Genomic DNA, 25,969 nt, shown 5'->3' on the forward strand with positions numbered 1-25,969 from the left:
TGCCTCTTCCTCACGCTTCGCCTCTTCGGCTGCGGAGAGGATACGGATCTTCTCTTCTTCGAGACGCGCAGCCTCGCGAGCCGCTTCCTTGCGCTGCTCTTCAAGCACGCGCTGGCGGATGGCGAGTTCCGCAGGAGTCAGCGCACGTCCTGCACCGGCGCGGCCACCGCGGCCACCGGCAGCACCGCGGCCGTCCTTGCGCTCATTCGTTTCGCGCTTCTTGCGCACTTCGACCTGCACCACCTTGGAGCGGCCGTGGCTGAAGCTCTGTCGGACAGAGCCCGCATCTACCGTGCGCCCGAGTTCCATGCGCCCGCCCGGACGCAGGGACAGACGTCCCTTACCCTGGTCACCCTGAGCCTGGGCGCCCTGATCCTGGACATTCTGGCCATCTGTCTGACCGCCCTGAGCCTGAGTGCCCTGGTTCCGTTCGTTGCCTTCGCTCATATACCTGCCTGTTCCCGTCCGAGCCGCTCATTGCGCGGCTCAGGAACCAACCCATCGGTCAGCCCCAAAAATCGTTCATGCTCAGCCATCAGACGCTGCGCGAGCGCACCGGGCGCTATCACAACATAGACCGCATGTTCCCGCCCAAATGCCGTCGCGAGCATCTGGGCCGGTAACGTCCGCACCGGAACCTTGTTGTTTCCCGATATCAGACGCCGCAACTCATCCGGGCTTCCGCCCGATCCCTGGATCACCAAGCCGGCCTTTCCGGCAGCAATCCATTCGCGACACTTAACAAACCCACAGAGAGCCTGCCCGGCCCGACGCGCGAGCCCAAGGCCCTGCACCAGCCGCGCTTCTATTCCTGAAACCAGCACCTGCGCAATATCCTCAGGCACCTTTACCGGCTGACGCGCTGCCCGAGAAAACAGGTGACGCGTCCGCGCGGTTTCTAGCACATCCCGCTTGGCACTCAACCAGATTCCCCGCCCTGGCAGCTTAGCCGCCAGATCGGGAACGACCGTACCATCGGGCGCGACGACAAAACGCAGCATGACTTCAGGGTTCCCGCTCTCGCGAGAGACGATGCAGCGCCGCTGCGGCCCCTTCTCATCATCGAGTTCGATCAGGTCAAGCTCGATATCGGAGTCGGGACTCGGTGCCTTTGTTTGGTGGATCTCAGACGTCGGAAGCCTCCCCTTCCTCGGGGGCCGCTTCTGCCTGCTCACCATCAAACCAGTGGGCACGGGCTGCCATGATAATCTCATTGGCAGCATCTTCATCTATATTGTCACTGCCGAGCATTTCGACAAGCTCGTCACCTGCGAGATCGGCCAGATCATCGAGTGATTTCACACCCTTCTCACCCAACGTCACCAGCATGGCGTTGGTAAACACGCCCAGCTCGGCAATCGAATCCTCAACGCCAAGGCCCCGACGCTTGTCGTCCAGCTCCTGCTCCTTCTGCACGAGGAATTCCTCGGCGCGGCGCATCAGCTCCTCGGCTACGCTTTCATCGAAGCCCTCGATCGCATGCAGCTCATCCGGATCGGCGTAAGCCAGCTCTTCGATGGTGTGGAAGCCTTCGGTCACCAGCAGGCCAGCAATCACGTCATCGACATCGAGCGCATCGACAAAGAGCTGGGTACGCTTGCGGAATTCTTCCTGACGACGCTCGGATTCTTCCGCCTCGGTCAGAATGTCGATGTCCCAGCGCGTGAGCTGGCTTGCCAGACGCACGTTCTGACCACGGCGACCGATGGCAAGCGAAAGCTGCTCGTTCGGCACGACAACTTCCACGCGACCGGCTTCCTCATCCATGACCACCTTCGTCACTTCGGCGGGAGCCAGAGCATTCACCACAAAGGTTGCGGCCTGAGGGCTCCAGGGGATGATGTCGATCTTCTCGCCCTGCAACTCGGCTACAACGGCCTGAACGCGTGAGCCGCGCATACCAACGCAGGCACCAACCGGGTCGATGGATGCATCCTTGGAGACAACGGCCATCTTGGCGCGCGATCCCGGATCACGGGCCACGGCCTTGATCTCGATGATGCCGTCATAGATTTCTGGCACTTCCTGCGCAAACAGCTTGGCAAGGAACGCAGGATGGGTGCGGCTCAGGAATATCTGCGGGCCACGCGTTTCGTCACGCACGTCATAGATGTAGGCGCGCACGCGATCGGAATTACGGAACGACTCGCGGGGGATCAGTTCGTCACGACGGAGCAGTGCTTCCGTATGACCGATCTCGACCATGAGGTTACCGTATTCCGTGCGCTTGACCGTGCCGTTGACGATCTCGCCCACGCGATCCTTGAACTCGTTATACTGCTTCTTGCGCTCATATTCGCGAACACGCTGCACGATAACCTGCTTGGCAGTCTGGGCAGCGATACGGCCGAAATCGATGGGCGGCAGCGGGTCGACCAGATGCTCGCCCAGCTTGATCTCAGGCTGGAACTTCACCGCAATGGCGAGCGGAATCTGGGTGTCCTCGTTTTCCACGGTCTCGACCACTTCGGTCCAGCGTGACAGACGAACCTCACCGGAGCGGCGATCGATCGTCGCGCGGATATCCTTTTCGTGGCCGTACTTGGCGCGCCCGGCCTTCTGGATGGCCTGCTCCATCGCCTCCAGCACTTCTTCACGATCGATGTTCTTTTCACGCGAAACAGCATCTGCCACCAGAAGCAGCTCAGGACGGGTAACGGAGGTGTCCATCAGACGAAATCCTCAAATGCGGCGCACCGTTGCGGCGCGGACCATCAGAAACGGGAAAGGCGATAAACCCAGTAACGCTAACTTCAGTGTGTCTTTCGTCCGGGCCGCGATCCCTTGCCCGGCTTGGCAGGATTGAGCTTCGGCGTCTTGCGACGCGGTGCCTCCTCTTCTTCTGCCCCTTCATCCTCGGATGCAATGCCCAGCATCGCGGCACTCGCCTCAATCAGCGCGTCGGTCAGCACAAGACGGGCCTTGCGGATCGTGTCGATGGGCAGAACGGCTTCCTCGCCGTCATCCAGACGAATCACGGCTGCACCATCACGCGTTCCGGTGATGATACCCGAAAAGCGCTTGCGACCATTGAGCGGCAGATCGAGCTCAGCCTTGACCAGATGACCCGCAAAACGGTCCCAGTCCTTCAGGCGTGTCAGCGGGCGATCGATTCCGGCAGAGGAAACCTCAAGCGTCCACGCGCCAGGGATCGGATCATCCACATCCAGCACGGCGCCAACGGCGTGGCTGATCTGCTCACAATCCTCGATTCCGATCAGGGACCCATCGGCGCGATCAGCCATGATCTGGATGGTCGGCGTCTCGCGGCCCAGCACGCTCAGGCGCACGAGCTCGTAACCGAGATCGGTCAGGGTCGGCTCGATCTGCTGCGCAATACGCGCTTCAAGACCGTTCAGGCTGGGAATTTCATTGGCCAAGACAAAAAAAGGCGGCCCGTCAAGGCCACCCCCCGATAAGACGAAAGATGAAAGGAATACGGGCTGTTTAGGCCAAGATGGCCGTCGATGCAAGACTCGTGCATGGCAGGAAGCGTGATGCGTAACTTTTGATTACACTCCCCGTGTAACAGGGCTCTTGCAGTCATGGTTTTTATCCTGCCACAGTCGCAGCGATGAACGATACGCCCGAGCCACAACTCAAGCCGCTCTCCCATGGGACAGTTGGCAGCGGCCATCACTCCCCTCGCGAGAGCGGCGGGTTGACCTCCAAGCTAGTCCTGGCGTCTGCCGTTGTCATGGCATGCATGGGGGGTGCCTACTGGCAAAACACGGCTCATGGCGGCGTGACAGCGGCTCGCGCACCGCAAGCTTCAACTACTCCGCTAGACCGTGAACCCCAGATCCGGGCAGATGCCAGACATTTGGGTGCACAGTTTGCCCTGATTGCCCCCGGGCAGGCTCCGTCAGCTCTGGCGCATTCAGGCTTCGATACCCAGCAGAGGGCAAACATACTCGCCGCTGTGAAAAATCGCCGCATGCGGTTGGTGCGCATGCCTATCGCTCAGATAGCGGGGCTACCCGGCCAGTCTATTGCCATCACCTCGGGTGGTTTAACGCAGCGACTTACTCTCAAACCCGAATTGCAGGCTGTGGTTCTACCTATCTATCTGGCTGGCGAGGTCACGATATCCCCCCTGACTCAGCCTCCAGCTGGGGGGCTAGAGACCGGCATACTTACGGCGCTTGGCGCTCAGGTTCTCCCAACCCTCGCCAGCCTTGATCAGCAGATTGTTCTGGACGTGATCGTACAATGAAAGCCCTGATGCCCGCCCTCAATCGCCTCATGCCCGTCATGATGGTGATTTTTCTGATTCTTGCGAGCATTCAGGCAGCTGTTTCGCTTCACCTTTCGGGGGGAATGCTGCTTCATTTCCTCTCCTGGGCAAGGGACGCCTATCCTCCCGTTGCCGGTCTCGCCGCTCTGCTCTCGATATCCGGCCTCCTCTATGAGGTGCGCTCCACAAAACTAGCCCGCAAGGGGCTTCGCCGTCGCAAAGGTTTCGTTATGGATATTCTCGCCCGCCTGACAAACCGCGTTGCGCTCGAAGAGCTACTTGCCCAGGAGCAGAAGGAAGTCGCGATCAATGCCGAGGAATTGGCCGCCGGACTGCGCGCCAAGGTCGTCGGTCAGGATCAGGTTTGCGAGGATATTGCCCAGCAGTTGAGACGCCGTCTCGCTCTTACTGTGCGTAACAAGCCGGTCGGAATCTTTCTCCTCGCCGGCCCTCCGGGCACGGGAAAAACCTACCTGGCAAAACAGATCGCCCGGCAGATGGACCGGCCCCTGCTTCATTTCGACATGACCCAGATGTCCAGCCCACACGCTGCAACCATGCTTTTCGGCTCGCCAAAGGGATATGTAGGATCCGATAGTTTCGGCAAGCTCACGGGCGGCCTTCAGGAGAAGCCGGATGCGATCGTGTTGCTGGATGAGATCGAGAAAGCGCATCCAGACGTTTTCAAAAAATTTCTGACAGCATGGAATGACGGTCACGTGACCGAGGCCTCAACTGGCGCTCAGGTATCTACAACGCGCGCCATCTTCATGCTCACCTCCAATATTGCCACAGAAGCACTGACCGAAATTGCCGATCGTCTCCATGACGACGCAGACAGGATGCGTGCGGAGTCGACGGAAGCCCTGCGCAAGGCCGGTTTTGCACCCGAAGTCCTGAACCGTCTGGATCGTATCTTTGTCTTCCGTCAGCTGCGCGACCTCGATCTTGCGCGGGTAGCAGCGCTGGAAATCGAGGCGATGATCAAGGGTTATGGGCTTAATGTCGAAGCTGGTGGTATCGATGCCTACCTGCTCTTCCAACTCATGCAGCGTCAGCAGAAGTTGGGTGCCGGGGCCTCGGCACGTGATCTGGTTCGCTCGATCGAAGACATGGTCAGTGAAAGCCTGATCCTGGCGCGCCAGAATAATGCGAAGCTCGTTCGTCTCGTCATGAGCAACGACGGTGTCAAAGCCGAAATAGCTGACGACTCGGTCTCGCTCAATGCGCGACTGACACCCTGAACCCTGCCGGAACGATAGTCAGTGTCAGCTTTCACCCGCTTGTGGCGTCGTGCCCCTGCATGGCGCCTCATGATCTATATCATGATCTTTTTCACGATCATGAGCCTCTTCTTCCCCTTGCCCTGGATGCTTGCCCATGCGCCATGGCTTCAGCGGCTGCCCGGCATGCAGCCCCCGAATGGCGCTGCCACCGCATCCACTGCGAGGGATCAGGCCGTCAATAACGGGCAAGGCTCTCAGGCACAAGCAGACGCGCCGGACGACACCAATCGCCTGATGACACCCGATATCACTGCGTCACTTACAGGAACGATACCGTTCGGTGGGCATACATTGCCCCTGCCGGCCGGAGTCTGGCATCCGGTGCTCACCGGGCAATTCGGTCCGGGCGGCCTTATGCTGATCAATATTCTAGTGCGCACCGATCGTGGTGTTGTCACAGGCGTCATGATTGCACGGACAGCCACGGAGCAATTACCTCTCGATGTCGTTCAGTCAGCGGCCTCGCATTGTCACGACGATCGTAATTATCGCGCCCATATCTATGCCGATCGGCCCGATGGTCGCAATGAATGCGCTTTTATCGCCAATGCCGTCATGGGGCCGAATGGTGCCATTTCGTCTGATGAGCTGATTCAGCTTGCGTTCAAGAGACTGAGCGCTTTGGGCTTTCCCATGCCCTCCCTTTTTGTGGTCGCCAACTGGATTCTAAGCAGTGGTGCCACCGATGCGACCAAGGGCAGCTCAGGCATCACCTATCTTCTTGCCCCCACCAAGACCGGCACGGTCCAGTTGCTGGCCCCCCTTCCCTATTGGGACAAAACGACGTTGTCGCAGGTTCCTACAGCCGACGAATTCATACAAAAGACCGATCGCTGGTTCTCTCGCTGGGTGCCGCTCCTCCGGCAGGCCATGACGCATGATGCGGGTAGCCCGACATTTTCGCCGGACCTTGCCCACGACCCATCGGCTCCCTGAGTCGTGCAGGCGGCGTGCCTTAAGAAGGACGTCGCCTAAAGCGCGTCAAAGCCATCTGAGCATTGCCTGATCGAAACTGCTTTTGATTGAAGAGCGGGAAGGCAGGCGTTCGCATGTTGGCAGTGCCACATCATTTTTCGCTTCATAGTGTCGCTGCGATCGCCGCATTGATCCGCGAATACGCTCCTCAATCAGCACGCACACCAATATATCGCTTTCATATCGATCATATTTAGAAAATTGATTAAAACTCAGGGCATTAGTGCCATACAAGTACAATCTATATTTGCATAACTAGTCCAAAGACTCACTCAACACCTTGCGCGAATCCTACCTGGCGTAATGCATGTCGGCCATGCCGCTCGGCGGCCTCATCTCCTGGTCATCATTGGCGCTGGCGGGTGTCTGGATGGGTGACAAGCTACCGCTCTTCTCCGTTTTCATGGCTGCGGCCATTCCGTTTCCCTTGGCTCTATTGATCGACAAACTGCGAGGTCAGGTTGGATTGAGAGTGGTGAACCGGCACAACCCGATCACTCAACTTTTCATGCGTTTCATCACCGTCACCAGTGTTTTGGTTCCCTTTGCCATCATTGCAGCGCGCACGGCTCACGACCCGGCTATACTGTTTCTGGGAATCACCATTTTTTCTGGTATTGTCTGGGTACCTCACGGGTGGGGTGCAAATGATCCTGCTGGCTTCAGACATTTTTTACTGCGTAGCGTTCTAGCCTATCTCGCCTATCTGCTCGCGCGCCCCGCCGTGCGTGACGCGGCCATCGCGGGGGCCGCCGCTCTCAGCTATCTTTACGCAATCGCCGCCATGCGGAGACCTATGAGGCGAACACTCGGGCCGAGCTCTGATCGCATTGCGCCCACTCGCAACCGCCATGAGGGGGAGGAATGGGTCAGCCGGACAAGAACCCCGCTCTGCACAATCTTGCGGCGAACGACACGCTTACCTCTGCATCGGACTCAGAAGTTTTGTAACAGAGTTTTCAGTGGTGTCCCGAGCGTGTGAAGCTTTGCCCAAGTCGGCGTTCCACATGGCGGGCAAAACGGACGAAAGGCAGTCCGAGCAGCAGATAGGCCGCACCGATCAGAAGCCCGGTGCCGATATAGTCATAATAGGTCGATGAAAGCCGGATATAGGTCTTTGTCAGCTCGGTCAGCGTGATCACACTCACCAGCGAAGAATCCTTGAGCAGGGCAATGAAGTCGTTGGTCATAACCGGCAGGACAGTGCGGAAAGCCTGCGGCACGATCACCAGTCGCACAGCCTTGGCGCGCGTCATGTTGAGCGCAATGGCCGCCTCCATTTGCCCTCGCGGTACAGAGGAGAGGCCAGCCCGATAATTTTCGGCTTCATAGGCCGCATAGTTCAGGCCCAAAGCCAGCACGCCCGCGAAGAAAGGCGACAGTTTGATCCCTATGCCCGGCAGACCATAGAAAATGAAGAGCACCTGAATAAGCAGAGGCGTGCCGCGCACAATTTCGATGTAGAGACCGCTCAGCCATTGCAGGGGGCGTGCCCCGTAGTGGCGGCACAAGGCAAGCACGAGCCCCAGACTGACGGCAAGGATCATGGAAAGGGCCGACACCACAAGGGTCAGCACGGCCGCCTTGCCGATGATGGGCAGAAATCCGAGATAACGGTGGAGCAGCCCCATCCAGCCAAGCTGACTGCGCATGGCGTCACGATAGCGCAGCCACGCGACAGGAGGCACCTCACGCACCGTGTGGTCGCCCGTCATGGCCGCCATCTCGGGTGTCCAGAGACTCCAGCGCCGAAGAATGGTCTGAAGCGTCCCATCGCTCATCATGTCGCCCAGCGCACGATCGACGGAATCATGAAGCGCGACATTGCCCGGCTTGAAGGCAATGCCATAGCGGGTCTGTCCCACCGGCTCGCCAACGATCACCAGATCATCGGTCACCCCGGCATAGAAAAGCGCGATGGGCCCGTCGAGCAGGAGCGCATCCAGACGCCCGTTGCGCAGGTCCGAAAAGGCATAGGTTTCCTCTTCGTAAGAGCGCGTGGTAATGCTTGGCTCGTTCTGCAACAGCCGCTCGGCCAGCGTCTCCTTGATCGTTCCGACCACATGCCCCTTGAGGGCCGCGAAACTGGCAAGGTCCTGACGGTCGCGACGCACCACGATGCGATCGCCGGTCACATAGTAAGGCCGCGAGAAGAGCGCCGCCTTCACATGGTCGGGCGTCATCTCGATGCCGTCCACCACCATGTCATACATGCCGCGCTGGAGGCCGGGGATCAGACCGTCCCAATCGTTCTGCACGAAATGCGGTGTACGTTTCAGACGCCGGGCGATCTCCTGCACCATGTCGAACTCGAATCCCTCTAGACGATTCGTGTCCGCCGGGTCGTGAAAGACATAGGGAACATTGGCCTCACCATCCGAGGCCCAGTTCAGAACCGACGATGAAGCCGTGTTGCTTATCGCTGGTGGGGGTGAAGATGTCTGGGCATGGACAGAATGGCCACCGATCAGAAGCATCACCCCCATCAGGGCGCCGGCGAGGACCCGCCTTGGCACGGTGCAGACGTTCACAGCAGTGACCTCAGGAAGCGGCGCGTTCTGGCATCTTCAGGAGCCGCAAAGACTTCTTCAGGGTCGCCGCTCTCAATGATGCGGCCCCCCTCGACATACAGCACGCGGTTCGATGCCGCACGGGCAAAGCGCATATCGTGCGTCACGACGATCTGGGTCATGCCCTCCTCATCCAGTCTGCGCATGACCTGCAAAACTTCTTCAGCCAGTTCGGGGTCCAGCGCAGAGGTCGGCTCGTCGTAGAGCATGATGGCCGGTTTCATGGCCAAGGCGCGGGCAATGGCCGCACGCTGCTGCTGACCGCCAGACAGTGTCGAGGGATAACGGTCAGCCAGACCATCGAGCCCGACCTTCGCCAGCAGACCACGCGCCAGCGGCGCGATATCGCCAGTTGCCATGCCTTTAACCGCCCGTGGCGCCAGCATGACATTGTCCAGAACCGTGCGATGGGGAAACAGGTTGAACGACTGGAAAACCATGCCGACATGGGCACGCAGCTTATGGGCACGACGCTCCTGGGCCCGGTTCCAACCCTGACCGGCGACCGTGTCGATTTCGATATCCCGGATCCGGATCGTTCCGGAATCAGGTATCTCCAGAAAATTGAGACAGCGAAGAAAAGTCGATTTCCCGCAGCCCGAAGGCCCGATGATGGAAATCAGGTCACCACGCCTAACGCGAAGCGACATGTCGTGCAGCACGACATGTCGCCCAAAGCTCTTGGTGATGTTTCTGGCGTCGAGAACGGTCTCGGCGTGATCAGTCAGTTTCGGTCATCCCGCGCAGGACATAAGGGAGAATCCCTCCATGCCTGTAATAGGCGACTTCATCAAGCGTATCGATGCGGCAAAGAAGTTCGACCTGCTCGGTCTCGCCGCTGGCGCGGGTGATGGTCATGGGTACGGTCATACGCGGGGTAATGGACTCGAGCCCACCCAGTGAGATCGTTTCGGTGCCATCCAGCCCCAGCGTCTTGCGCGTCGTCCCCTCGCGGAAGGTCAGAGGCAGAACGCCCATGCCCACGAGATTGGAACGATGGATACGCTCGAAGCTCTCTGCAATCACGGCCTTGATGCCCAGCAGATTCGTGCCCTTCGCAGCCCAGTCACGCGAGGAGCCCATGCCGTATTCACGCCCGCCAATCACGACCAGAGGCGTGCCATCCTGCTGATAGCGATGCGCCACGTCATAGATCGACGCCACCGTGCCATCAGGCAGGTATTTCGACATGCCGCCCTCGACGCCCGGAAGCATCTCGTTGCGGATACGGATATTGGCAAAGGTGCCACGCACCATCACGCGGTCATTGCCACGGCGCGACCCGTAGGAGTTGTAATCCGCAACCGCCACCTGATGCTCGCTCAGGAACTTGCCCGCCGGGGAAGACGGCTTGATGGCGCCTGCCGGTGAGATGTGGTCGGTCGTGATGTTGTCGCCCAGCAGTGCAAGAATACGCGCATTCTCGATGTCATGCGTCTCGCCCGGCTCCTTGGTCAGCCCTTCGAAATAGGGCGGCTTCTGGATGTAGGTCGAACTGTCCGACCACGCGAAGGTACGGGCGTCGCTGGCAACGGCCAGAGCCTGCCATTGCTTCGTGCCCTTCGAGATGCTGCCATAACGCTCGACAAAGCTCTCACGCGTGACGGAGGACTTGATGAGCGCTGCGATCTCTTCATTGCTTGGCCAGATATCGCGCAGGAAGATTTCCTTGCCATCCTTCGAGATGCCGAGGGGCTCTTTCGTGATGTCCTTGCGCAGGGTGCCAAGCAGGGCATAGGCCACCACCAGCGGCGGGCTGGCGAGATAGTTGGCGCGCACGTTGGGCGAGATGCGCCCTTCAAAGTTGCGGTTACCCGAAAGCACCGACGTGGCCACCAGACCATTGCCTTCGATCGCATCCACGATCGGCTGGGCGATGGGGCCCGAATTGCCGATACAGGTCGTGCAGCCATAACCGACCGTCTCGAAACCAAGCGCATCGAGATCAGCGCTGAGGCCTGCCTTGTCGAGATAATCCGTCACCACCTGCGAGCCGGGGGCGAGCGACGTCTTGACCCAGGGCTTGGGCTTGAGACCGAGCGCACGGGCCTTGCGTGCCACCAGACCAGCCGCCACCAGAACCGCCGGGTTGGAGGTGTTGGTGCACGAGGTAATGGCCGCAATCACCACATCACCATGACCGATGTCGTAATCCGACCCGGCCACGATGGCGCGCTTGCGCACGTCGTCCGGCTTCACGCCCAGCGTGGTCGTCAGCGCGTCCTCGAAAGCCGCCGTCGCATTGGTCAGGGCCACGCGATCCTGCGGACGCTTCGGGCCAGCCAGTGAGGGGATGATGGTCGAAAGATCGAGCGACAGAACCTTCGAGAACACAGGCTCAGGCGTATCGGCGTCGCGGAACATGCCCTGGGCGCGCAGATAAGCCTCGGTGAGACGGATGCGATGCTCGTCGCGTCCTGTCTGGTGAAGATAATCCAGCGTCAGCGCATCCACCGGGAAGAACCCGCAGGTTGCACCATATTCCGGCGCCATATTGGCGATGGTCGAACGATCGGCCACCGGCAGATGATCAAGGGCGGGACCGAAGAATTCCACGAATTTGCCAACCACGCCTTCGGCGCGCAGCATTTCGGTAATGGTCAGCACGAGATCGGTCGCGGTTGCGCCTTCAGGCAGAACGCCTTCCAGGCGCACACCGATCACGTCCGGGATCAGCATGGCAATAGGCTGGCCAAGCATCGCGGCCTCGGCCTCAATGCCGCCCACACCCCAGCCGAGCACGCCCATACCGTTCACCATGGTGGTGTGGCTGTCCGTACCATAGAGGGTATCGGGATAGGCGTAGTCCTTGCCATCGACCTTTCCGGTCCAGACGGCCTGCGCCAGATATTCGAGATTGACCTGATGGCAGATGCCTGCACCCGGCGGCACAACACGGAAGTTCTCGAATGCGCCCTGGCCCCAGCGCAGGAAGGCATAACGCTCGCCATTGCGCTCGAACTCGATCTCGACATTGCGTTCCAGCGCATCGGCGCTGCCCGCCACATCCACCATGACCGAGTGATCGATCACGAGGTCGACCGGCACCAGCGGGTTCACCTTCTCCGGGTCACCATCAAGGGCAATGATGCCGTCGCGCATGGCAGCGAGATCGACCACGGCCGGAACGCCGGTGAAATCCTGCATGAGGATACGCGCCGGTTTGAAGGGCACTTCCTGATCCGAATGGCCCTTTGCCGTCCAGTCGACAATGGCCTGCGCATCTTCAGTGCGATAGCTCAGCCCGTCCTCGAAACGCAGAACGTTCTCGAGAAGAACCTTGAGGCTGACCGGCAGGCGGGACAGATTGCCCAGCTTGGCCGCCGCCTCTGGCAGGGAGAAGATGTGGTACTTTCGGCCATCAACCTCCAGATCCCGCATCACGCCCAGGGAATCCCGTCCAACGGTTCTCATGGCTTGTCCTCCTGCCTTGTCAACTGGCCCTCAAGGGCTGAGCCTTCTATACAGTCTCGACCCTTATTCGCACAGAGTCGAATAAAACTCTCTCAGGAAGATGTTATTTCCGCACAATGTCAGGCTTTCCCTCGCCTCCAGCGCCCTGGCTCAGTTTGCATGACGTAACCGTGATACGCGGCGATCGTCTGGTGCTGGATGGACTCAGCCTGTCGCTCGCGCCCGGCGAGGCCATCCTGCTCACGGGTCCGAATGGTGCGGGCAAATCGACCCTGCTCCGTTTTCTGGCCGGGCTCTGCCCCGCACAGGGTGGTCAGGTCACCTGGAATGGCGAGACGAGGTCAGCCGACAGGCTCGATCCGACACAGGCTCTGGATATCGCGTATCTTGGCCATCAGGATGCGCTCAAGCCTGCTCTTACCCTGCGTCAGAACCTGAGCCTTGACGCCGGGTTATTTGGGACACGAACAACAAAAGGGGACAAGGGTGCAGCGCTGGATCAGGCTCTCGACCTCCTTGGCCTGATAACGCTGGCTGATCTGCCGACGCGCCTTCTTTCGGCAGGCCAGAAAAGACGCGGCGCTTTCGCCCGCCTCCTTCTGCGCCACGCGCCCGTCTGGTTGCTGGATGAACCGAGCCTCGGGCTGGATGCGCACGCAATCGAAACACTCGGGCATGTGATGGCCCGGCATCGTGCCCGGGGTGGCATGATCATCGCCACAACCCATGTTCCCCTGCCCCTGACCGATGCCATGATCCTCGCTCTCACTCCCACGGCTTTTCAGGGGAGTGACCCATGCTGGTGAGCGCTTTCCTCTCCCTCATCCGGCGCGACCTGTCTCTTGCCGTGCGCTTTGGGGCCGACACGCTCGCGGCTGTTCTTTTCTTCGTGCTCTGTGCCAGCCTCTTTCCGCTGGCGCTTGGACCATCGCCGGTTCTGCTTCACCGCATGGCCCCAGGCATTATCTGGGTCTGCGCGCTGCTGGCCAGCCTGTTGCCGCTCGACCGGCTTTTTGGTGCCGAGCTTGATGATGGCGGCCTCGATCACCTTCTGCTTCTGGGCCTACCCCCTTCGCTGGTGGCGCTTGCCAAGATCATCGCGCACTGGCTGACAACCGGCGTGCCCCTGCTCGTTGCGGCCGGCCCTCTTACACTCATGCTGGGGGGCACGCCGGGCGATATCCTGCCACTGCTGGCCGGGCTCGTGCCGGGCACGGCGCTGCTTTCGCTTCTGGGGGGAATGGCGGCGGGGCTCGTGCTGGGCGCGCGACGTGGCAGCATCCTGCTGCCGCTTCTGACTCTGCCCCTCGCCTCACCTGTGCTGATCTTTGGCGCAGCAGCCGCCGATGCGGCGACCAATGGTCAAAGCAACAGGGTGGAGCTGAGCATACTCGGCGCCTTTCTGGCGCTGGCACTGCCTCTGTGCCCCCTCGCCGCGGGGTACGGATTACGCGCCGCTACCAGCTAAGGCCCTTCCCGGTGCCGTTTCCTGTGCCATTCGGCCCCCTCTCAGCACCCGAATACAGGCCATGAGGCTTGCGTTTGAGGACACTTCACAGTTTCTATTTGCAACCCCCTCGAGGTGAGGCTTCCGCGCCGCTCTCCCGCATCACAGAATTTCGTTGCTCCAGAAGGTGTTTATGCGTCTCTCCTCCCTTCTCGCCAGTACCGCTATTGCCAGCCTGACCCTGCTTGGCCTTGCCTCGCCTCCTGCCCAGGCTGCGCCCGGCTATCTGCGTGATCCCGCCCTGTCAGGCACGACCCTTGTCTTTGATGACGAGCAATCGGTGTGGAGCGCCCCCTTGCAGGGCGGCAACGCAACGCGCCTGACCGCACCAATCGGCTCGGATCCGCATCCCATTCTCTCACCGGATGGCAAGCAGGTCGCCTTTCTGGCCAATTATGACGGCCCGCAGGAAATCTATGTCATGCCGGTCGAAGGGGGGACGGCCAGGCGCGTCACCTTCGAGAACCAGAATGTCATGCCCATCGGCTGGGACAGAAAGGCGGGTATTCTCTACAGCTCGGCTCCCGCGACGGGCCCGGGACTGAGCCGCGTGGTAAGCGCGATCCTTCCCGTAAGCGGCACGAAGCGCACCTACCCTCTGGCCGATGCCAATGACGCTGCCCTGAGCGCTGACGGACAATGGCTTTATTTCGTCCGTTTCGGCACGGCCGTCTCCCATGACCACCTCAGGCTGTATCGCGGCGGGGCTGTGGCGCAACTCTGGCGCTATCGACTCAAAGGCGGCGGTGAAGCCGAACGTCTGGGGCCGCAAAACGTCAATCTGCGCCGCCCGATGCTCTGGAAAGACCGGCTGATCGTCATCAGCGACCAGAGCGGCCGCGACAATCTCTGGAGCTATGCGCTGGATGGCACGGATGGCCATCCGCTCACGCAACATGATGATTTCGGCATCAGACAGGCCAGTCTGAGCGTCCACGATGTGGTTTATCAGCGTGGGGCAGACCTCTATCACTTCGACCTCGATACCGGCAACGAGACGCTCATTCCCGTTGATGTTGTCAGTGACAATGCTGCGCGACGCCCTCAGTGGCTGGATAATCCTTTCCCCTATCTGACCGATATCGATCTCGCGCCCAACGGCAAGCAGGTCGCCCTGACCCTGCGTGGTCACGTGGCGCTCGCCAGCGCGGGGCCGCAAAGACGCATCACGCTGGCAACCGCAGCGAGCACACGGTTGCGTCATGCCAGCCTCTCCCCTGATGGCAAGACGCTTTATGCATTCAGCGACAAGGGCGGAGAATCCGAACTCTGGGCCTTTCCGGCCACGGGAGGAGCCGAAGGCACGGCCCTGACCCATGCCAGCAAGAGCGAGCCTACCGGGCTCTGGGTGTCGCCCGATGGCACCCATATCGCTCATACCGATCTTGCCGGGCATCTGTTTGTTCTGGACGTTGCGACACGCACCGACAAACTCATCGACGATGCTCGTCTCGACGGGCAGAGCGATTATGAATCGGTGGTCTGGTCCCATGATGGCCGGGCTCTGGCTTTTACGCGGGCGCGGGGGGATAATGTCCGGCGCCAGATCGCACTTTATCCTCTTGAAACAGGGGCCACGCTCTGGGCCACGACGCCGGACTACGATTCCTACGCGCCGCGCTTCAGCCCGGATGGTCACTTCCTGTGGTTCCTGTCCGACAGGCTTTTCAAGCTGAGCAATGGCAGCCCCTGGGGGGATCGCAACCCCGCACCCGTGTTCGGGCCTCGTACGGGAATTTTCGCGCTGGCCCTGCACAAGAGCGCGCGTTTCCCCTTTGCGCCGCATAATGAGCTCGAACCGGCCGCTCCGGCCAAGCCCCCCGAGAAGCCAGCCGCGCCCTCGAACGCCAAGACCCCGGTTTTCGACCCCGACGGTCTGGCCGCACGCCTGTATCAACTGCCCGTCCCGGCGGCGGATTACAGCCAGATCGAGATCGCGCCTGACTATCTCTACCTGCTGGCAAAAAAGCCGGACGACCTGACAGCCAAGAACGACGGAATGACGCTGTATTCCGTCAAGGTGACCCGCGACGAGATCAAGCCCAAGGTCTTTGCAGCAGATCTCAGGGATTTCAGCCTGACACCGGATGGCAAGACACTTATGCTGGTCTCCGGCAAGGAAAAGCAGCGACCCAAGATCCAGCTTGTCCCGGCGGGCGCGACGCTGGGTGATGCTGGAGGGCCGGAGTCACAGATCAGTCTCGACGGCCTGCGACTGCGCATCGACCCCGGTGCGGAATGGCAGGACATGTTCACCGATGCGTGGCGTCTGCATCGAGACCATTTTTATGACCCTGCACTGCATGGCGTGGACTGGAACAGTGTTCGCGAACGCTACCGGCCGCTTCTGGCCCGCATAGGTGACCGCTCGGATCTGGACGATCTGCTCGGCCAGATGATGGGTGAACTCAATGCGCTTCACTCGCAGCTTCGCCCTGCTGAAACCACAACCCGCGACAATGAAACCCTGATTGCCGGCCTTGGTGCCCATCTGACACGCCAGCCGGGCGGCTTTCTGATTGATCGCATCTACACGGGCAACCCGGATCTCCCGCAGGATCGCGCGCCGCTGGCGGCACCGGATGTCGACGCGCAGCCGGGTGATCTGATTGTCTCCCTCAACGGTCAAAGCCTGGCCGACCTGCCAGACCTCTCTTCGCTGCTTGCCAATCAGGCGGGCAAGCAGGTGCTGCTGACCCTCAAACGCAAGGACAGGCAGTTCCAGACCATCGTCACGCCTGTGTCCGCCAAGCAGGAGACGAGTCTGCGTCTGCGTGCTTGGGAAAGCGAGCGCGCCGCGCGTGTCGAAAAGGACAGCCACGGGCGGATAGGCTACCTGCACCTGCGCGCCATGGGCCCGGACGATATTGCAGCGTTCACACGCGACTTCTATGCCCAGACCGATAAGGACGGGCTGATTATCGATGTTCGTCGCAATCTGGGTGGCAATATCGATTCCTGGGTGCTTTCGCAGCTGTTACGCAAGGTCTGGATGTTCTGGTCCGACCATGGCAAGGCATCGCAAGGCAACATGCAACAGGCCTTCAGGGGGCATATCGTTGTTCTGTGCGATGAATTCACCTACTCGGATGGCGAGACCTTCTCGCAAGGCGTGAAGGCGCTCGGCATCGGGCCGTTGATTGGCATGCGTACAGCCGGAGCGGGCGTATGGCTTTCAGACTCCGACCGTCTGGCCGATAACGGCCTGCCCCGCACTGCACAGCATCCCTATTTCGACATGAAGGGCCATTGGCTCGTAGAGAACCACGGCGTGGAGCCCGACATTGCCGTCGAAAACATGCCGGTCGCGACGTTCAACGGTCAGGACCAGCAACTCGACAAGGCATTGGAAACCCTGAACGGGCTGCTGCAAAAGCTGCCTATTACCCCGATGGCAGCTGAAGGCTTTTCGGGTACCGCGGAGGCTTTGCCTCACTGACATGATCCCTGCCTCCCTCTTTCGGTCGGGAGACAGGATACTGGCCTGCTGACGCTGGTCATGCAGGCGGCCTGGTCCCGGCGGTCGGACGATAAGTCTCCGCAGAGCGATATCGCCCCCGGTGCTCGAGGAGACCGAACAAGCCGGATCGAAGGAAGGGGCGCATTTGACCGACACCCAGTCTGTACCCCTAGCACGTATGCTCCGATTCGAGAGGTTTGCTGGCGCAACAATCTGGCCACTCAGCCGAACGGACCCGTCACCATTGGTCTGTGCCCGGGATAGGACGACATTCCTTCCCGAGCTTCGGTCATCCGATGCGCAGGGCGCGAAGCCCGACAGCGTTGCCTTTAACGGCTGGGCGAGAAAGCCACTGGCGTCAGGATACTGCTTTGCCTGGTGCCGAGCAGGGGCAGGATATTTTTTGGCGGCCACGCACCACTTTCCACCGCCAGCTTCCGCTTGGCAGCACGGTCCGCGAGATCGGCATAAGGCCAGATGTGAAGGAGGCGTGATGCGCCCTGGGAGGCGGTCATAACGGCGTAGGCGGGGGAGATCTCGGCCCGCGCGGGAGTCGAGGCCTCCATCAGACCGACGACCTGTGCCTCGCACCCGTCCAGGATATCATAGAGACGCCACTCATAGGCACCGCCATACGTGCCGGGCTGCGGGGACGTTCCAGCGTGGAGCGTCCATTCCTGCTGCACAATGCCCTGCACGCCGTGATCAGAACCGGGCCACACGATGTCGTCCGGCAGCTTCTCGAACATGACGACAACCTGATTCAGGATGCCCAGTTCGGTTGTCCAGCATCCAAGGAAACCGGCACGCCCCACAAGTGGCGCCTCAAGCGCGGCGACAACCTGAGGAACGCTGCCCGAGCGGCAGGTGAGAACAAAGGTTTCAACACATACCGACATCGGGGCTTTTCCTCGCGCTTCTTACTTCTTGAGTGATTCGACGAATTTTTCCAGCCAGTGAATCGTGTAGTCACCCTTCTGGAACTGCGGGTCCGCCAGAATCTTGCGATGCAGCGGAATGACCGTTTTCACGCCATCGACCACACATTCATCCAGCGCACGCATCATGCGGGCAATGGCTTCTGCACGGGTCGGCGCATGGACAATGAGCTTGGCAATCATGCTGTCGTAGTAAGGGGGCACGCGATAACCCGCATAGATGGCGCTATCGATGCGCACACCCAGCCCGCCTGGTGCATGGAACACCTTGATCGTGCCGGGGTTGGGCATGAACGTCTCGGGGTCTTCAGCATTGATGCGGCACTCGATGGCATGACCGCTGAACGTGATGTCCGACTGCTCGTATCCAAGGGCTTCACCGGCCGCGACACGGATCTGCTCACGTACCAGATCGACGTCGCACACCATCTCGGTCACCGGATGCTCGACCTGCAGACGCGTGTTCATCTCGATGAAGCAGAACTGACCGTCCTGATACAGGAATTCGAGCGTACCGGCATTGCGATAGCCCATCTTCTTCAACGCTGACGTTGCGGTGGCGCCGATCGCGTCACGCTCTTCGGCGGTCAGGACGGGTGAGCCAGCCTCTTCCAGAAGCTTCTGGTGGCGACGCTGCAGCGAGCAGTCACGCTCGCCGAAATGCACGACATTGCCATGCGTGTCGGCCATGATCTGCAGCTCGATATGACGCGGCTTGTCGAGATATTTCTCGAGATAGACCTCGTCATTACCAAACGCTGCGCGTGCTTCGGTACGAGCGACCGACCAGGCTTCCTCGATCTCATCCTCGGTCTGAGCGACCTTCATGCCGCGACCACCGCCACCGGCGGCAGCCTTGATCAGCACAGGATAGCCGACCTTGGCAGCAACTTCACGCGCTGCTGCCAGATCGCGCAAGGCACCATCAGAGCCCGGCACAAGCGGTACACCAAGCTCACGCATGGTGGTCTTGGCCATAATCTTATCACCCATCGTACGGATATGATGGGCGGTCGGGCCAATGAACACGAAGCCGTGCTCCTCGACCGTCTCAGCAAAATCGGCATTCTCGGACAGGAAGCCATAACCCGGATGAATGGCTTCTGCCCCGGTAATGGTCGCGGCGGAGAGAATGGCCGCCACGTTCAGATAGGATTCGCGCGACGAAGGCGGGCCGATGCAGACCGCCTCATCCGCCAGTCGGACATGCATGGCATCGGCATCGGCCGTGGAATGCACGGCAACCGTTGCAATGCCCAGTTCACGGCAGGCGCGCAGGATGCGAAGCGCGATTTCGCCGCGATTGGCGATCAGGATCTTGGAAAACATCAGGCCCCAGACTCAGTCAATAATGCTTATTCTATGATGGCGAGCGCTTCGCCGAATTCAACCGGGTCACCGCTGGAAACCAGGATACGCTTCAATGTGCCGCCACGCGGCGCCTTGATCTGATTGAAGGTCTTCATGGCCTCGATCAGCATCAGGGTCTGACCGGCTGCAACGGCCTGACCTTCCTGCACGAAAGGCGGTGCCGACGGATCGGGCGCCAGATAGGCAATGCCGACCATCGGGCTGTTGACAGCGCCAGGGTGGCTTGCTGCATCGACCGGCGCAGCAGCCGGAGCAGGCGCTGCAACCGGCGCTGCGGCAACAGGGGCCGCGCCCACAGCGTGCACAACCTGACCACCGGCATTGCGGGCCACACGAATGCGGCTGTCCTTTTCCGCGACCTCGATTTCGGTCAGTCCGGTTTCGGTCAGAATATCAGCCAATGCCCGGATGGCATCCGCGTCCACGAGCATACGGCTCATCGTTCGTCCTCGTCTTCAATCATGTCATAGAGTGCACGCAATGCCATGGCATAGCCACGCACACCAAACCCGCAGATTACGCCAATAGCGGCCTGGGAGGTATAGGTATGATGGCGAAAGGCATCGCGGCGATGGATATTGGAGATATGAACCTCCACCGTCGGCAGACCGGTGGCCAGCAGCGCATCGAGCAAAGCGATGGAGGTGTGGCCATAGGCCGCCGGATTGATCACGATGCCACGCGCCCTCCCCCGGCATTCCTGGATCCAGGAAACCAGTTCGCCCTCGATATTCGTCTGACGAAAATCGATGGCAACATCGAGCTGCTCGGCAGCCTGGATGCAGACCTGTTCGAGGTCATCCAGGGTCGCATGGCCGTATATTTCCGGCTGCCGCATTCCGAGCATGTTGAGGTTGGGGCCGTTAAGCACGGCAATCATCGGGCGAATCATGAGAGGAGCCCGTAGCACTTTCACAACTTGCGTAAAAGCCTCCCTGCACCGCACCGCAGGATTACGCCTCATTCCTGCCCTGTTTATAGGCTCACTTGCCACACAGGAGACAGACAGGTGGCAGTTTCACGGTGATGATGCGGTGCAAAAAACCTTGCCCCGCCTCAGGATTTCGTGATCGGGCCGGTCTGTGATACACACGTCGTTCGCCGCCTTGGCTTGTCGGGGCAATCGTTCGTTCGGAGTAACTGGGCAAAAGGCTGCACGCTGTCGTGACATCTATGAAAAGCAGAAAACGCGCATACAGTTCCACGGAACGCTGCAAGAAGCGTCTCCGCGCTCGAATCGGTGGCATCGCTCTGCTTTGCACAGTGCTCGCGCCAAAACACGGCGCTCATGCCGCAACAACCTCCCAGCCGGACCAGCTGACCGAAGCCCCCGCCGATCATGCGCCCTGGGCTTCTTCAGTGCGGCTTGCCCTCGCCAAGCGGGCCCATCGCATTGCTCTTGCGAGCCATAATGTCCTCGCCTGGTCGGAACATGGCGTCGCCAGCTGGTACGGTCGTCGCCTTGCCGGCCATCGCACAAGCAGCGGTGAGCGCCTAGACAGTCATGCTCTAACCGCAGCCCATCCGACCCTGCCCATGGGATCCAAGGTTCTCGTCCAGAACGAGGACACGGGACGCTCTGTTATCGTCACGGTGAACGATCGCGGACCGTTCAACAGCCGCATCATCGATCTCTCCCATGCAGCCGCCGCAGAGATCGGCATGTTGGGTAGCGGTACAGCCCATGTGAAGATTGCTCCAATCCCGGCCGGCGCGCCGATCAAGGAAGACGAGCCGATCGAAGTGGCCGAGGCAGAGGCCGACGACACGAATGCCCAAGCGATGGACGCTGTGACCCCGGTCATGACACCGCATGAGGCTAAAACGGCCTCAGCCTCGCACGCACCGGTTCATCACGCCCGCCATCACCATAAGTAAGAGGCCGCGGGGCCACTCATATGCCTGATGCGCCTCTAAGCGAAAATTCTGGAACTTACGATTCCAATAGAAAAAGGCACCGGTATGATCCGGTGCCTTTTCTGTTTTCAGGCCCTTGCGCGCCTACGCCCGCTCGTTAATCCCCGCTTTGTACCGCCGCAGGCTCAGGTTCCTCCTGCACACGGGTCATACCGGGCATCTTGGGGTTGAAGCCTCGCATCCGGTCCTCGAGCCCGGCATTCAGTTCTGCGCCAAACAGCACGACATAGGTGCCAACGAAGAACCACATCATGATGGCAGCGACGGCGCCCAGGGGACCGTAAGTTGAGCCGTAGCTCGCGAAATGGCTCACATAATAGGAGAAGGCGAGCGAGGTCAGAACCCAGAGGAGCGTTGCGACCAGCGAGCCTGGCACGATCCAGCGCCAGTCCGGTTTGTCGCGGCAGGGGCCGTAGCGGAACAGCAACGTCACCGCCATGAACACAAAAAGCAGCATGAGAGCCGGCGCACCGAAATGGACGATGTAGCGCGTGCTGTAGCTCATGAGGTAATCCGTGAGATACAGGATTTCCGGCGGCAGGTTGCGCAGACCGAACCTGTTGAGCAGGTCCGGCAGGTAATCGATCAGCGCCGGGAACGCCACCATCAGGGCCAGCGTAAGGCAGGCGCCCACGACCGCGCCGAAAGTCACCCCCAGAGCGAGAAACTGGAACCGGAAGAAACCGCGTGTTTCCAGAACGTCATAAGCGAGGTTGAGCGCAGACAGCACCGATTTCGTGCTTGCAGACGCGGACCACAAAGCGATCACGGTGGAGAAAATCAGGCCGACAGTCAGTGACGCATGAGGCTGGGCGATCAGCGTATGGATCTGTGAGGCAATCAGTTCGAACGCAGTCGGCGGAAGCAGATTACGCAGCACATTGAGCTGAGGCTCGACCGTCTGCAGATCGAAAATCAGCCCATAGACTGAAATCAAAGAGGATATGGCCGGGAAAAGCGAGAGCGTGGCGTAGAAGGCGCAGCCTGCAGCCGAGAGACTGGTCTGGCTCGATCCCAGATTGCTGAATGTCTGGCGCATGACCAGTTTCCAGCCGCCCAGCGGCATGTGGATGGGGCTTCGTGCCCCCGTGCCGGGTGCTTCGCGACCCAAGGCCTCTTCCGGGATGTCGACTTCCCCTACTGAGGTGTCCTCCTCCCGCTGGTCCGGCGTCGCGTTGCGCGTTGCAGTCGTATCAATCTCGGTCGGTCGTGCCTCCCCAAGGGCACCGCCCGATTCTGCAGCAGCTCGCGACAACTGAGTTTTCTGGGTCGGTGACTCGTCCACAAACACTTCCTTCTACCAAAGCAGCCCCGTTCCGCCTGATGAACACAGCATATGTCACCCGGCGCGCGGCACAGATTTACTGTCGGAATGACGCCCCGGCACGAGAAACGTTGCAGGCCCACCGACGTTGAAACGCGACAACTGCGGCCCCCATGTGAAAAATACAAGTCCGGCCCATTTTTTAGTTGCAACAGGGGGACTTTGGTCCCATATGCGCCGCACGCAGCAACGCACGTGCCACTGGCCCTCTGTAGGTTACGCAACGACGTCAAGCGTTCTGGCAATCGGGCTGATCCTGCTCACTTTCACGGGCACTCAGCCTCGTCCTGATCGCCGGTCCGTTCGACCGTTTCGCAACAATTCCGCCCGTGCAGTTCCGGGCGGATTTCGGGAGGAGTGACTCATGACTCCGAAAATCGTCCGCTATCTTGCCGAGCAGCAACCGGCAACTCCCTGCCTCGTGGTCGATGTCGATCATGTCGAGGCACGCTATCATGCCCTGCGTGATGCCCTGCCGCTTGCGCAGATCTATTACGCCGTCAAAGCCAACCCGGCTGCCCCGATCCTTGAGCGCCTCGTGCGTCTGGGCTCGTCTTTCGATGCGGCCTCCATCGGTGAAATCCACCAGTGCCTTACCGCTGGCGCACAGCCCAGCCAGATTTCGTTCGGCAACACCGTCAAGAAGGTCTCGTCCATTCGGGAGGCGTTCGGTCTTGGCGTCGACCTGTTCGTTTTCGACAGCGAGGAAGAGCTGGCAAAGCTGGCTGAACACGCCCCCGGCTCGCGCGTTTTCTGCCGCCTTGCCGTCGAGAATGAGGGCGCTGACTGGCCGCTGTCGCGCAAGTTCGGCACCACGGTCAATCATGCCAGGGATCTGCTGCTGAAGTCGGTCGAGCTCGGCCTCGAACCCTACGGCCTGTCCTTCCACGTGGGCAGCCAGCAGACCAGCACGGCTGCCTATGAGGCGGCTATTGCCAAGGTCGCCATGCTTTTCACCGATCTCTCGGCGGCTGGCATCGATCTCAAGATGGTCAATCTCGGTGGCGGGTTCCCCGTACGTTACCGCGACGACATTCCCGAGATCGAACAGTTCGGTCTGGCCATTGGTCGCGCCATGACCGAGCATTTCGGCAATGCCCTGCCGCAGATGCTGATCGAGCCGGGCCGATTCATGGTGGCTGAAGCCGGGGTTGTCTCGACCGAAGTCGTGCTTGTCAGCCGCCGTGGTGGCAAGGAAAGCGATCCGCGCTGGGTCTACCTCGATATCGGTCGTTTCGGCGGTCTGGCCGAGACCGAAGGCGAGGCCATTCGCTATCGTTTCCGCACCCCGCATGACGGTCTGCCCACGGGTGAGACAGTCGTTGCCGGCCCGAGCTGCGATGGCGTCGATATCATGTATGAGAAGAACCGCGTCCAGCTGCCACACGCCCTGAATTCGGGTGATCGTATCGAGCTGCTGACCACCGGCGCCTATGTCACCACCTACTGCTCCACCGGCTTCAACGGCTTTGCCCCACTGAGCGAGCATTATATTTGAGCGCTTAATCTGGCCCTGGCTCGCGGCGGTCATGCACGCTGACCACCATCAGCTTCCTGCCTAAAGCTTTCAGGACCCGATCTGTTGCGAAACGGAGAAAGCGCCTCTCGATCCCCAACGGGATCGAGAGGCGCTTTTTTCTTTTGGGCTGGATGATGCTTGTCCGGAAGCGCACCGCCTTGTGCCGCTGGCTAACTCACCGCGGGCCAGTGCAGGTGCTTCATTGCTCCCTTGCGTGTAATCGCTCTAGTTTGGCCCGCCCGAACCAGCATATGCCCAAAGGACCCCCGCCATGAAACGCCGTGCTTTCTGCCTCGCCAGCCTGGCAGCGACAGCGCTTGCGAGCACACACAAGACCCGGGCCGCGTCACACGGCCATGTGGGGCAATCCAACACACTTGCCGATGTTGCGGGCCTCAAAATCGGGCAGGCGCAGGACAGCGTGCGCCGCACTGGTGTGACCGTCATTCTGCCGGACCAGCCCGTACCCTGTGCTGCCGATGTGCGCGGCGGCGGTCCCGGCACGCGTGAAACCGACGCGCTGAATGGCTGGAATCTCGTCCATCGCATCGATGCCCTCACCCTCTCGGGCGGGTCGGTTTACGGCCTAGCCGCAGCCGATGGAGTGGCCGCATGGCTTGGCGCACAGGGGCGTGGCTTTGCCATGCGCCGTGTGGCGGGTGTGCCCGTCTCGCCCATCGTTCCAGCCGCCATCCTGTATGACCTCGATAACGGCGGAGACAAGAACTGGGGCGAAACCCCACCCTATCGGGCACTCGGTATGCAGGCCGTGCGCGATGCGCAGCGCAGCCTCGAACTTGGCACAATTGGCGCGGGATACGGCGCGACATCGGGCCGCCTCAAGGGAGGCATCGGTTCAGCCTCCTGGGTCACGGAGGATGGAATCACAGTTGCAGCCCTTGTTGCCGTCAACAGCCTTGGTGCCGTGACACCTCCGCACCAGCGTCAGTTCTGGGCCGCCCCTTTCGAGCAGGGGCAGGAGTTTGGCGGCCTTGGAGTCTCCACCACTACGATCGCCCCGGATGACTGGACCGGTACGAAACTCGACCCCGCCCCACGTGCCAACACGACCCTGGCCTGCATCGCAACGGATGCGACCCTCGACCAAGACGACCTCAAGCGCATTGCCATGATGGCACAGGATGGGCTCGCCCGGGCCATTCACCCCGTCCACTCGCCTTTCGATGGCGATACGATCTTCGCACTCTCAACGCAGCGCCGCACGATAAAGGACGAAGGGCGGGCTCTGATGGTGGCTCGTCTGGGCAGTATTGCCGCCGATGTGCTGGCCCGCGCAGTCGCGAGAGGGGTTTACACCGCAACACGCCCACCGGGCATGAACATCGACCTGTGGTCGGACATACCTTCGCGCCGGTAATCGCGCACCGGCAATCACGCACCGGTAATTCCGCCCTGGCGCAACAGCCACCCCATCGTGCCGACAACACAGA

Annotated in this window: 20 protein-coding genes and 2 pseudogenes; 10 read left to right on the plus strand and 12 right to left on the minus strand. The window is 60.6% G+C overall.

The genetic code is table 11. The features are described from left to right. Positions 1 to 8: 8 nt before the first annotated feature. From P5689_RS15610 to rimP, 4 genes and pseudogenes are all read right to left on the minus strand, one after another. A pseudogene (locus P5689_RS15610) lies at positions 9 to 447 on the minus strand (translation initiation factor IF-2 associated domain-containing protein); the annotation flags it as partial. Then, positions 444 to 1,229: an RNA-binding protein gene (locus tag P5689_RS03965; protein WP_285532166.1), complete on the minus strand. Its 786-nt coding sequence runs from the start codon at positions 1,227 to 1,229 to the stop codon at positions 444 to 446. The gene P5689_RS03965 and the pseudogene P5689_RS15610, both read right to left, overlap by 4 nt. Next, positions 1,126 to 2,670, minus strand: a complete 1,545-nt coding sequence (gene nusA, locus P5689_RS03970) for a transcription termination factor NusA (protein WP_062165068.1) — start codon at positions 2,668 to 2,670, stop codon at positions 1,126 to 1,128. Before nusA ends, P5689_RS03965 begins: the two co-directional genes overlap by 104 nt. An 83-nt stretch (positions 2,671 to 2,753) precedes the next feature. Beyond that, positions 2,754 to 3,380, minus strand: coding sequence for a ribosome maturation factor RimP (rimP, locus tag P5689_RS03975; RefSeq protein ID WP_122039726.1), 627 nt, complete (start codon positions 3,378 to 3,380; stop codon positions 2,754 to 2,756). A 194-nt stretch (positions 3,381 to 3,574) separates the two neighbouring features. Between rimP and P5689_RS03980 the strand changes: the two genes are divergently transcribed. The 4 genes from P5689_RS03980 to P5689_RS03995 all read left to right on the plus strand — a co-directional run bounded on the left by P5689_RS03980 (position 3,575) and on the right by P5689_RS03995 (position 7,480). After that, a complete protein-coding gene (locus P5689_RS03980; RefSeq protein WP_285532167.1) occupies positions 3,575 to 4,216 on the plus strand; it encodes a hypothetical protein in 642 nt (213 codons plus the stop codon). Next, positions 4,213 to 5,481, plus strand: coding sequence for an AAA family ATPase (locus tag P5689_RS03985; RefSeq protein WP_285532168.1), 1,269 nt, complete (start codon positions 4,213 to 4,215; stop codon positions 5,479 to 5,481). Before P5689_RS03980 ends, P5689_RS03985 begins: the two co-directional genes overlap by 4 nt. Before the next feature lie 21 nt (positions 5,482 to 5,502). After that, positions 5,503 to 6,459 carry a hypothetical protein gene (locus P5689_RS03990; RefSeq protein WP_023979571.1) on the plus strand — a complete coding sequence of 319 codons (957 nt, stop codon included), beginning with the start codon at positions 5,503 to 5,505 and terminating at the stop codon, positions 6,457 to 6,459. 346 nt (positions 6,460 to 6,805) lie between these two features. Then, positions 6,806 to 7,480, plus strand: a complete 675-nt coding sequence (locus tag P5689_RS03995; protein ID WP_023979570.1) for a DUF7010 family protein — start codon at positions 6,806 to 6,808, stop codon at positions 7,478 to 7,480. On the opposite strand, the gene P5689_RS04000 is transcribed toward P5689_RS03995, so the two are convergent. The 3 genes from P5689_RS04000 to acnA all read right to left on the minus strand — a co-directional run bounded on the left by P5689_RS04000 (position 7,458) and on the right by acnA (position 12,482). Beyond that, a complete protein-coding gene (locus tag P5689_RS04000; RefSeq protein ID WP_285532169.1) occupies positions 7,458 to 8,984 on the minus strand; it encodes an ABC transporter substrate-binding protein/permease in 1,527 nt (508 codons plus the stop codon). The two genes, P5689_RS03995 and P5689_RS04000, sit on opposite strands and share 23 nt — an antisense overlap. A 41-nt stretch (positions 8,985 to 9,025) precedes the next feature. Beyond that, positions 9,026 to 9,718 carry an amino acid ABC transporter ATP-binding protein gene (locus P5689_RS04005; protein ID WP_081866928.1) on the minus strand — a complete coding sequence of 231 codons (693 nt, stop codon included), beginning with the start codon at positions 9,716 to 9,718 and terminating at the stop codon, positions 9,026 to 9,028. 70 nt (positions 9,719 to 9,788) lie between these two features. After that, positions 9,789 to 12,482, minus strand: a complete 2,694-nt coding sequence (acnA, locus tag P5689_RS04010) for an aconitate hydratase AcnA (protein WP_023979567.1) — start codon at positions 12,480 to 12,482, stop codon at positions 9,789 to 9,791. A gap of 155 nt (positions 12,483 to 12,637) precedes the next feature. Between acnA and ccmA the strand changes: the two are divergent. From ccmA to P5689_RS04025, 3 genes and pseudogenes are all read left to right on the plus strand, one after another. After that, positions 12,638 to 13,288, plus strand: a pseudogene (gene ccmA / locus P5689_RS04015) (heme ABC exporter ATP-binding protein CcmA); the annotation flags it as partial. After that, positions 13,279 to 13,950, plus strand: coding sequence for a heme exporter protein CcmB (gene ccmB, locus P5689_RS04020; RefSeq protein ID WP_031241344.1), 672 nt, complete (start codon positions 13,279 to 13,281; stop codon positions 13,948 to 13,950). The pseudogene ccmA and the gene ccmB, both read left to right, overlap by 10 nt. Positions 13,951 to 14,122: 172 nt before the next feature. Further along, a complete protein-coding gene (locus P5689_RS04025; protein WP_285532176.1) occupies positions 14,123 to 17,428 on the plus strand; it encodes a S41 family peptidase in 3,306 nt (1,101 codons plus the stop codon). 350 nt (positions 17,429 to 17,778) lie between these two features. Here P5689_RS04025 and P5689_RS04030 read toward each other — a convergent pair whose 3' ends face one another. From P5689_RS04030 to aroQ, 4 genes are read right to left on the minus strand one after another with little or no spacing between them, the layout of a single operon-like run. Then, entirely contained in the window at positions 17,779 to 18,348 is a 570-nt protein-coding gene (locus tag P5689_RS04030) for an NIPSNAP family protein (RefSeq protein ID WP_285532178.1), read from the minus strand. A gap of 21 nt (positions 18,349 to 18,369) precedes the next feature. After that, positions 18,370 to 19,716, minus strand: a complete 1,347-nt coding sequence (gene accC, locus P5689_RS04035; RefSeq protein WP_023979562.1) for an acetyl-CoA carboxylase biotin carboxylase subunit — start codon at positions 19,714 to 19,716, stop codon at positions 18,370 to 18,372. A 26-nt stretch (positions 19,717 to 19,742) separates the two neighbouring features. Further along, a complete protein-coding gene (locus tag P5689_RS04040; protein WP_023979561.1) occupies positions 19,743 to 20,198 on the minus strand; it encodes an acetyl-CoA carboxylase biotin carboxyl carrier protein subunit in 456 nt (151 codons plus the stop codon). Continuing rightward, positions 20,195 to 20,650, minus strand: coding sequence for a type II 3-dehydroquinate dehydratase (aroQ, locus tag P5689_RS04045; RefSeq protein WP_023979560.1), 456 nt, complete (start codon positions 20,648 to 20,650; stop codon positions 20,195 to 20,197). Before aroQ ends, P5689_RS04040 begins: the two co-directional genes overlap by 4 nt. A gap of 281 nt (positions 20,651 to 20,931) precedes the next feature. On the opposite strand from aroQ, the gene P5689_RS04050 reads away from it, so the two are divergent. After that, on the plus strand, positions 20,932 to 21,636 hold the full coding sequence (locus tag P5689_RS04050) for a septal ring lytic transglycosylase RlpA family protein (protein WP_023979559.1): 705 nt from the start codon (positions 20,932 to 20,934) through the stop codon (positions 21,634 to 21,636). A 136-nt stretch (positions 21,637 to 21,772) separates the two neighbouring features. Here P5689_RS04050 and P5689_RS04055 read toward each other — a convergent pair whose 3' ends face one another. Beyond that, positions 21,773 to 22,741, minus strand: a complete 969-nt coding sequence (locus P5689_RS04055) for a YihY/virulence factor BrkB family protein (protein WP_081866937.1) — start codon at positions 22,739 to 22,741, stop codon at positions 21,773 to 21,775. A gap of 622 nt (positions 22,742 to 23,363) precedes the next feature. Between P5689_RS04055 and P5689_RS04060 the strand changes: the two genes are divergently transcribed. Together P5689_RS04060 and P5689_RS04065 are read left to right on the plus strand one after the other, a co-directional pair. Continuing rightward, complete coding sequence (locus P5689_RS04060; protein ID WP_023979557.1) at positions 23,364 to 24,497, plus strand: type III PLP-dependent enzyme; 1,134 nt, start codon at positions 23,364 to 23,366, stop codon at positions 24,495 to 24,497. Between the two features lie 292 nt (positions 24,498 to 24,789). Continuing rightward, a complete protein-coding gene (locus tag P5689_RS04065; RefSeq protein WP_285532182.1) occupies positions 24,790 to 25,896 on the plus strand; it encodes a P1 family peptidase in 1,107 nt (368 codons plus the stop codon). The last annotated feature ends 73 nt before the right edge of the window (positions 25,897 to 25,969 follow it).

The sequence above is a fragment of the Asaia sp. HumB genome, assembly GCF_030263835.1.
GTDB classification, from domain to species: Bacteria; Pseudomonadota; Alphaproteobacteria; order Acetobacterales; family Acetobacteraceae; genus Asaia; species Asaia bogorensis.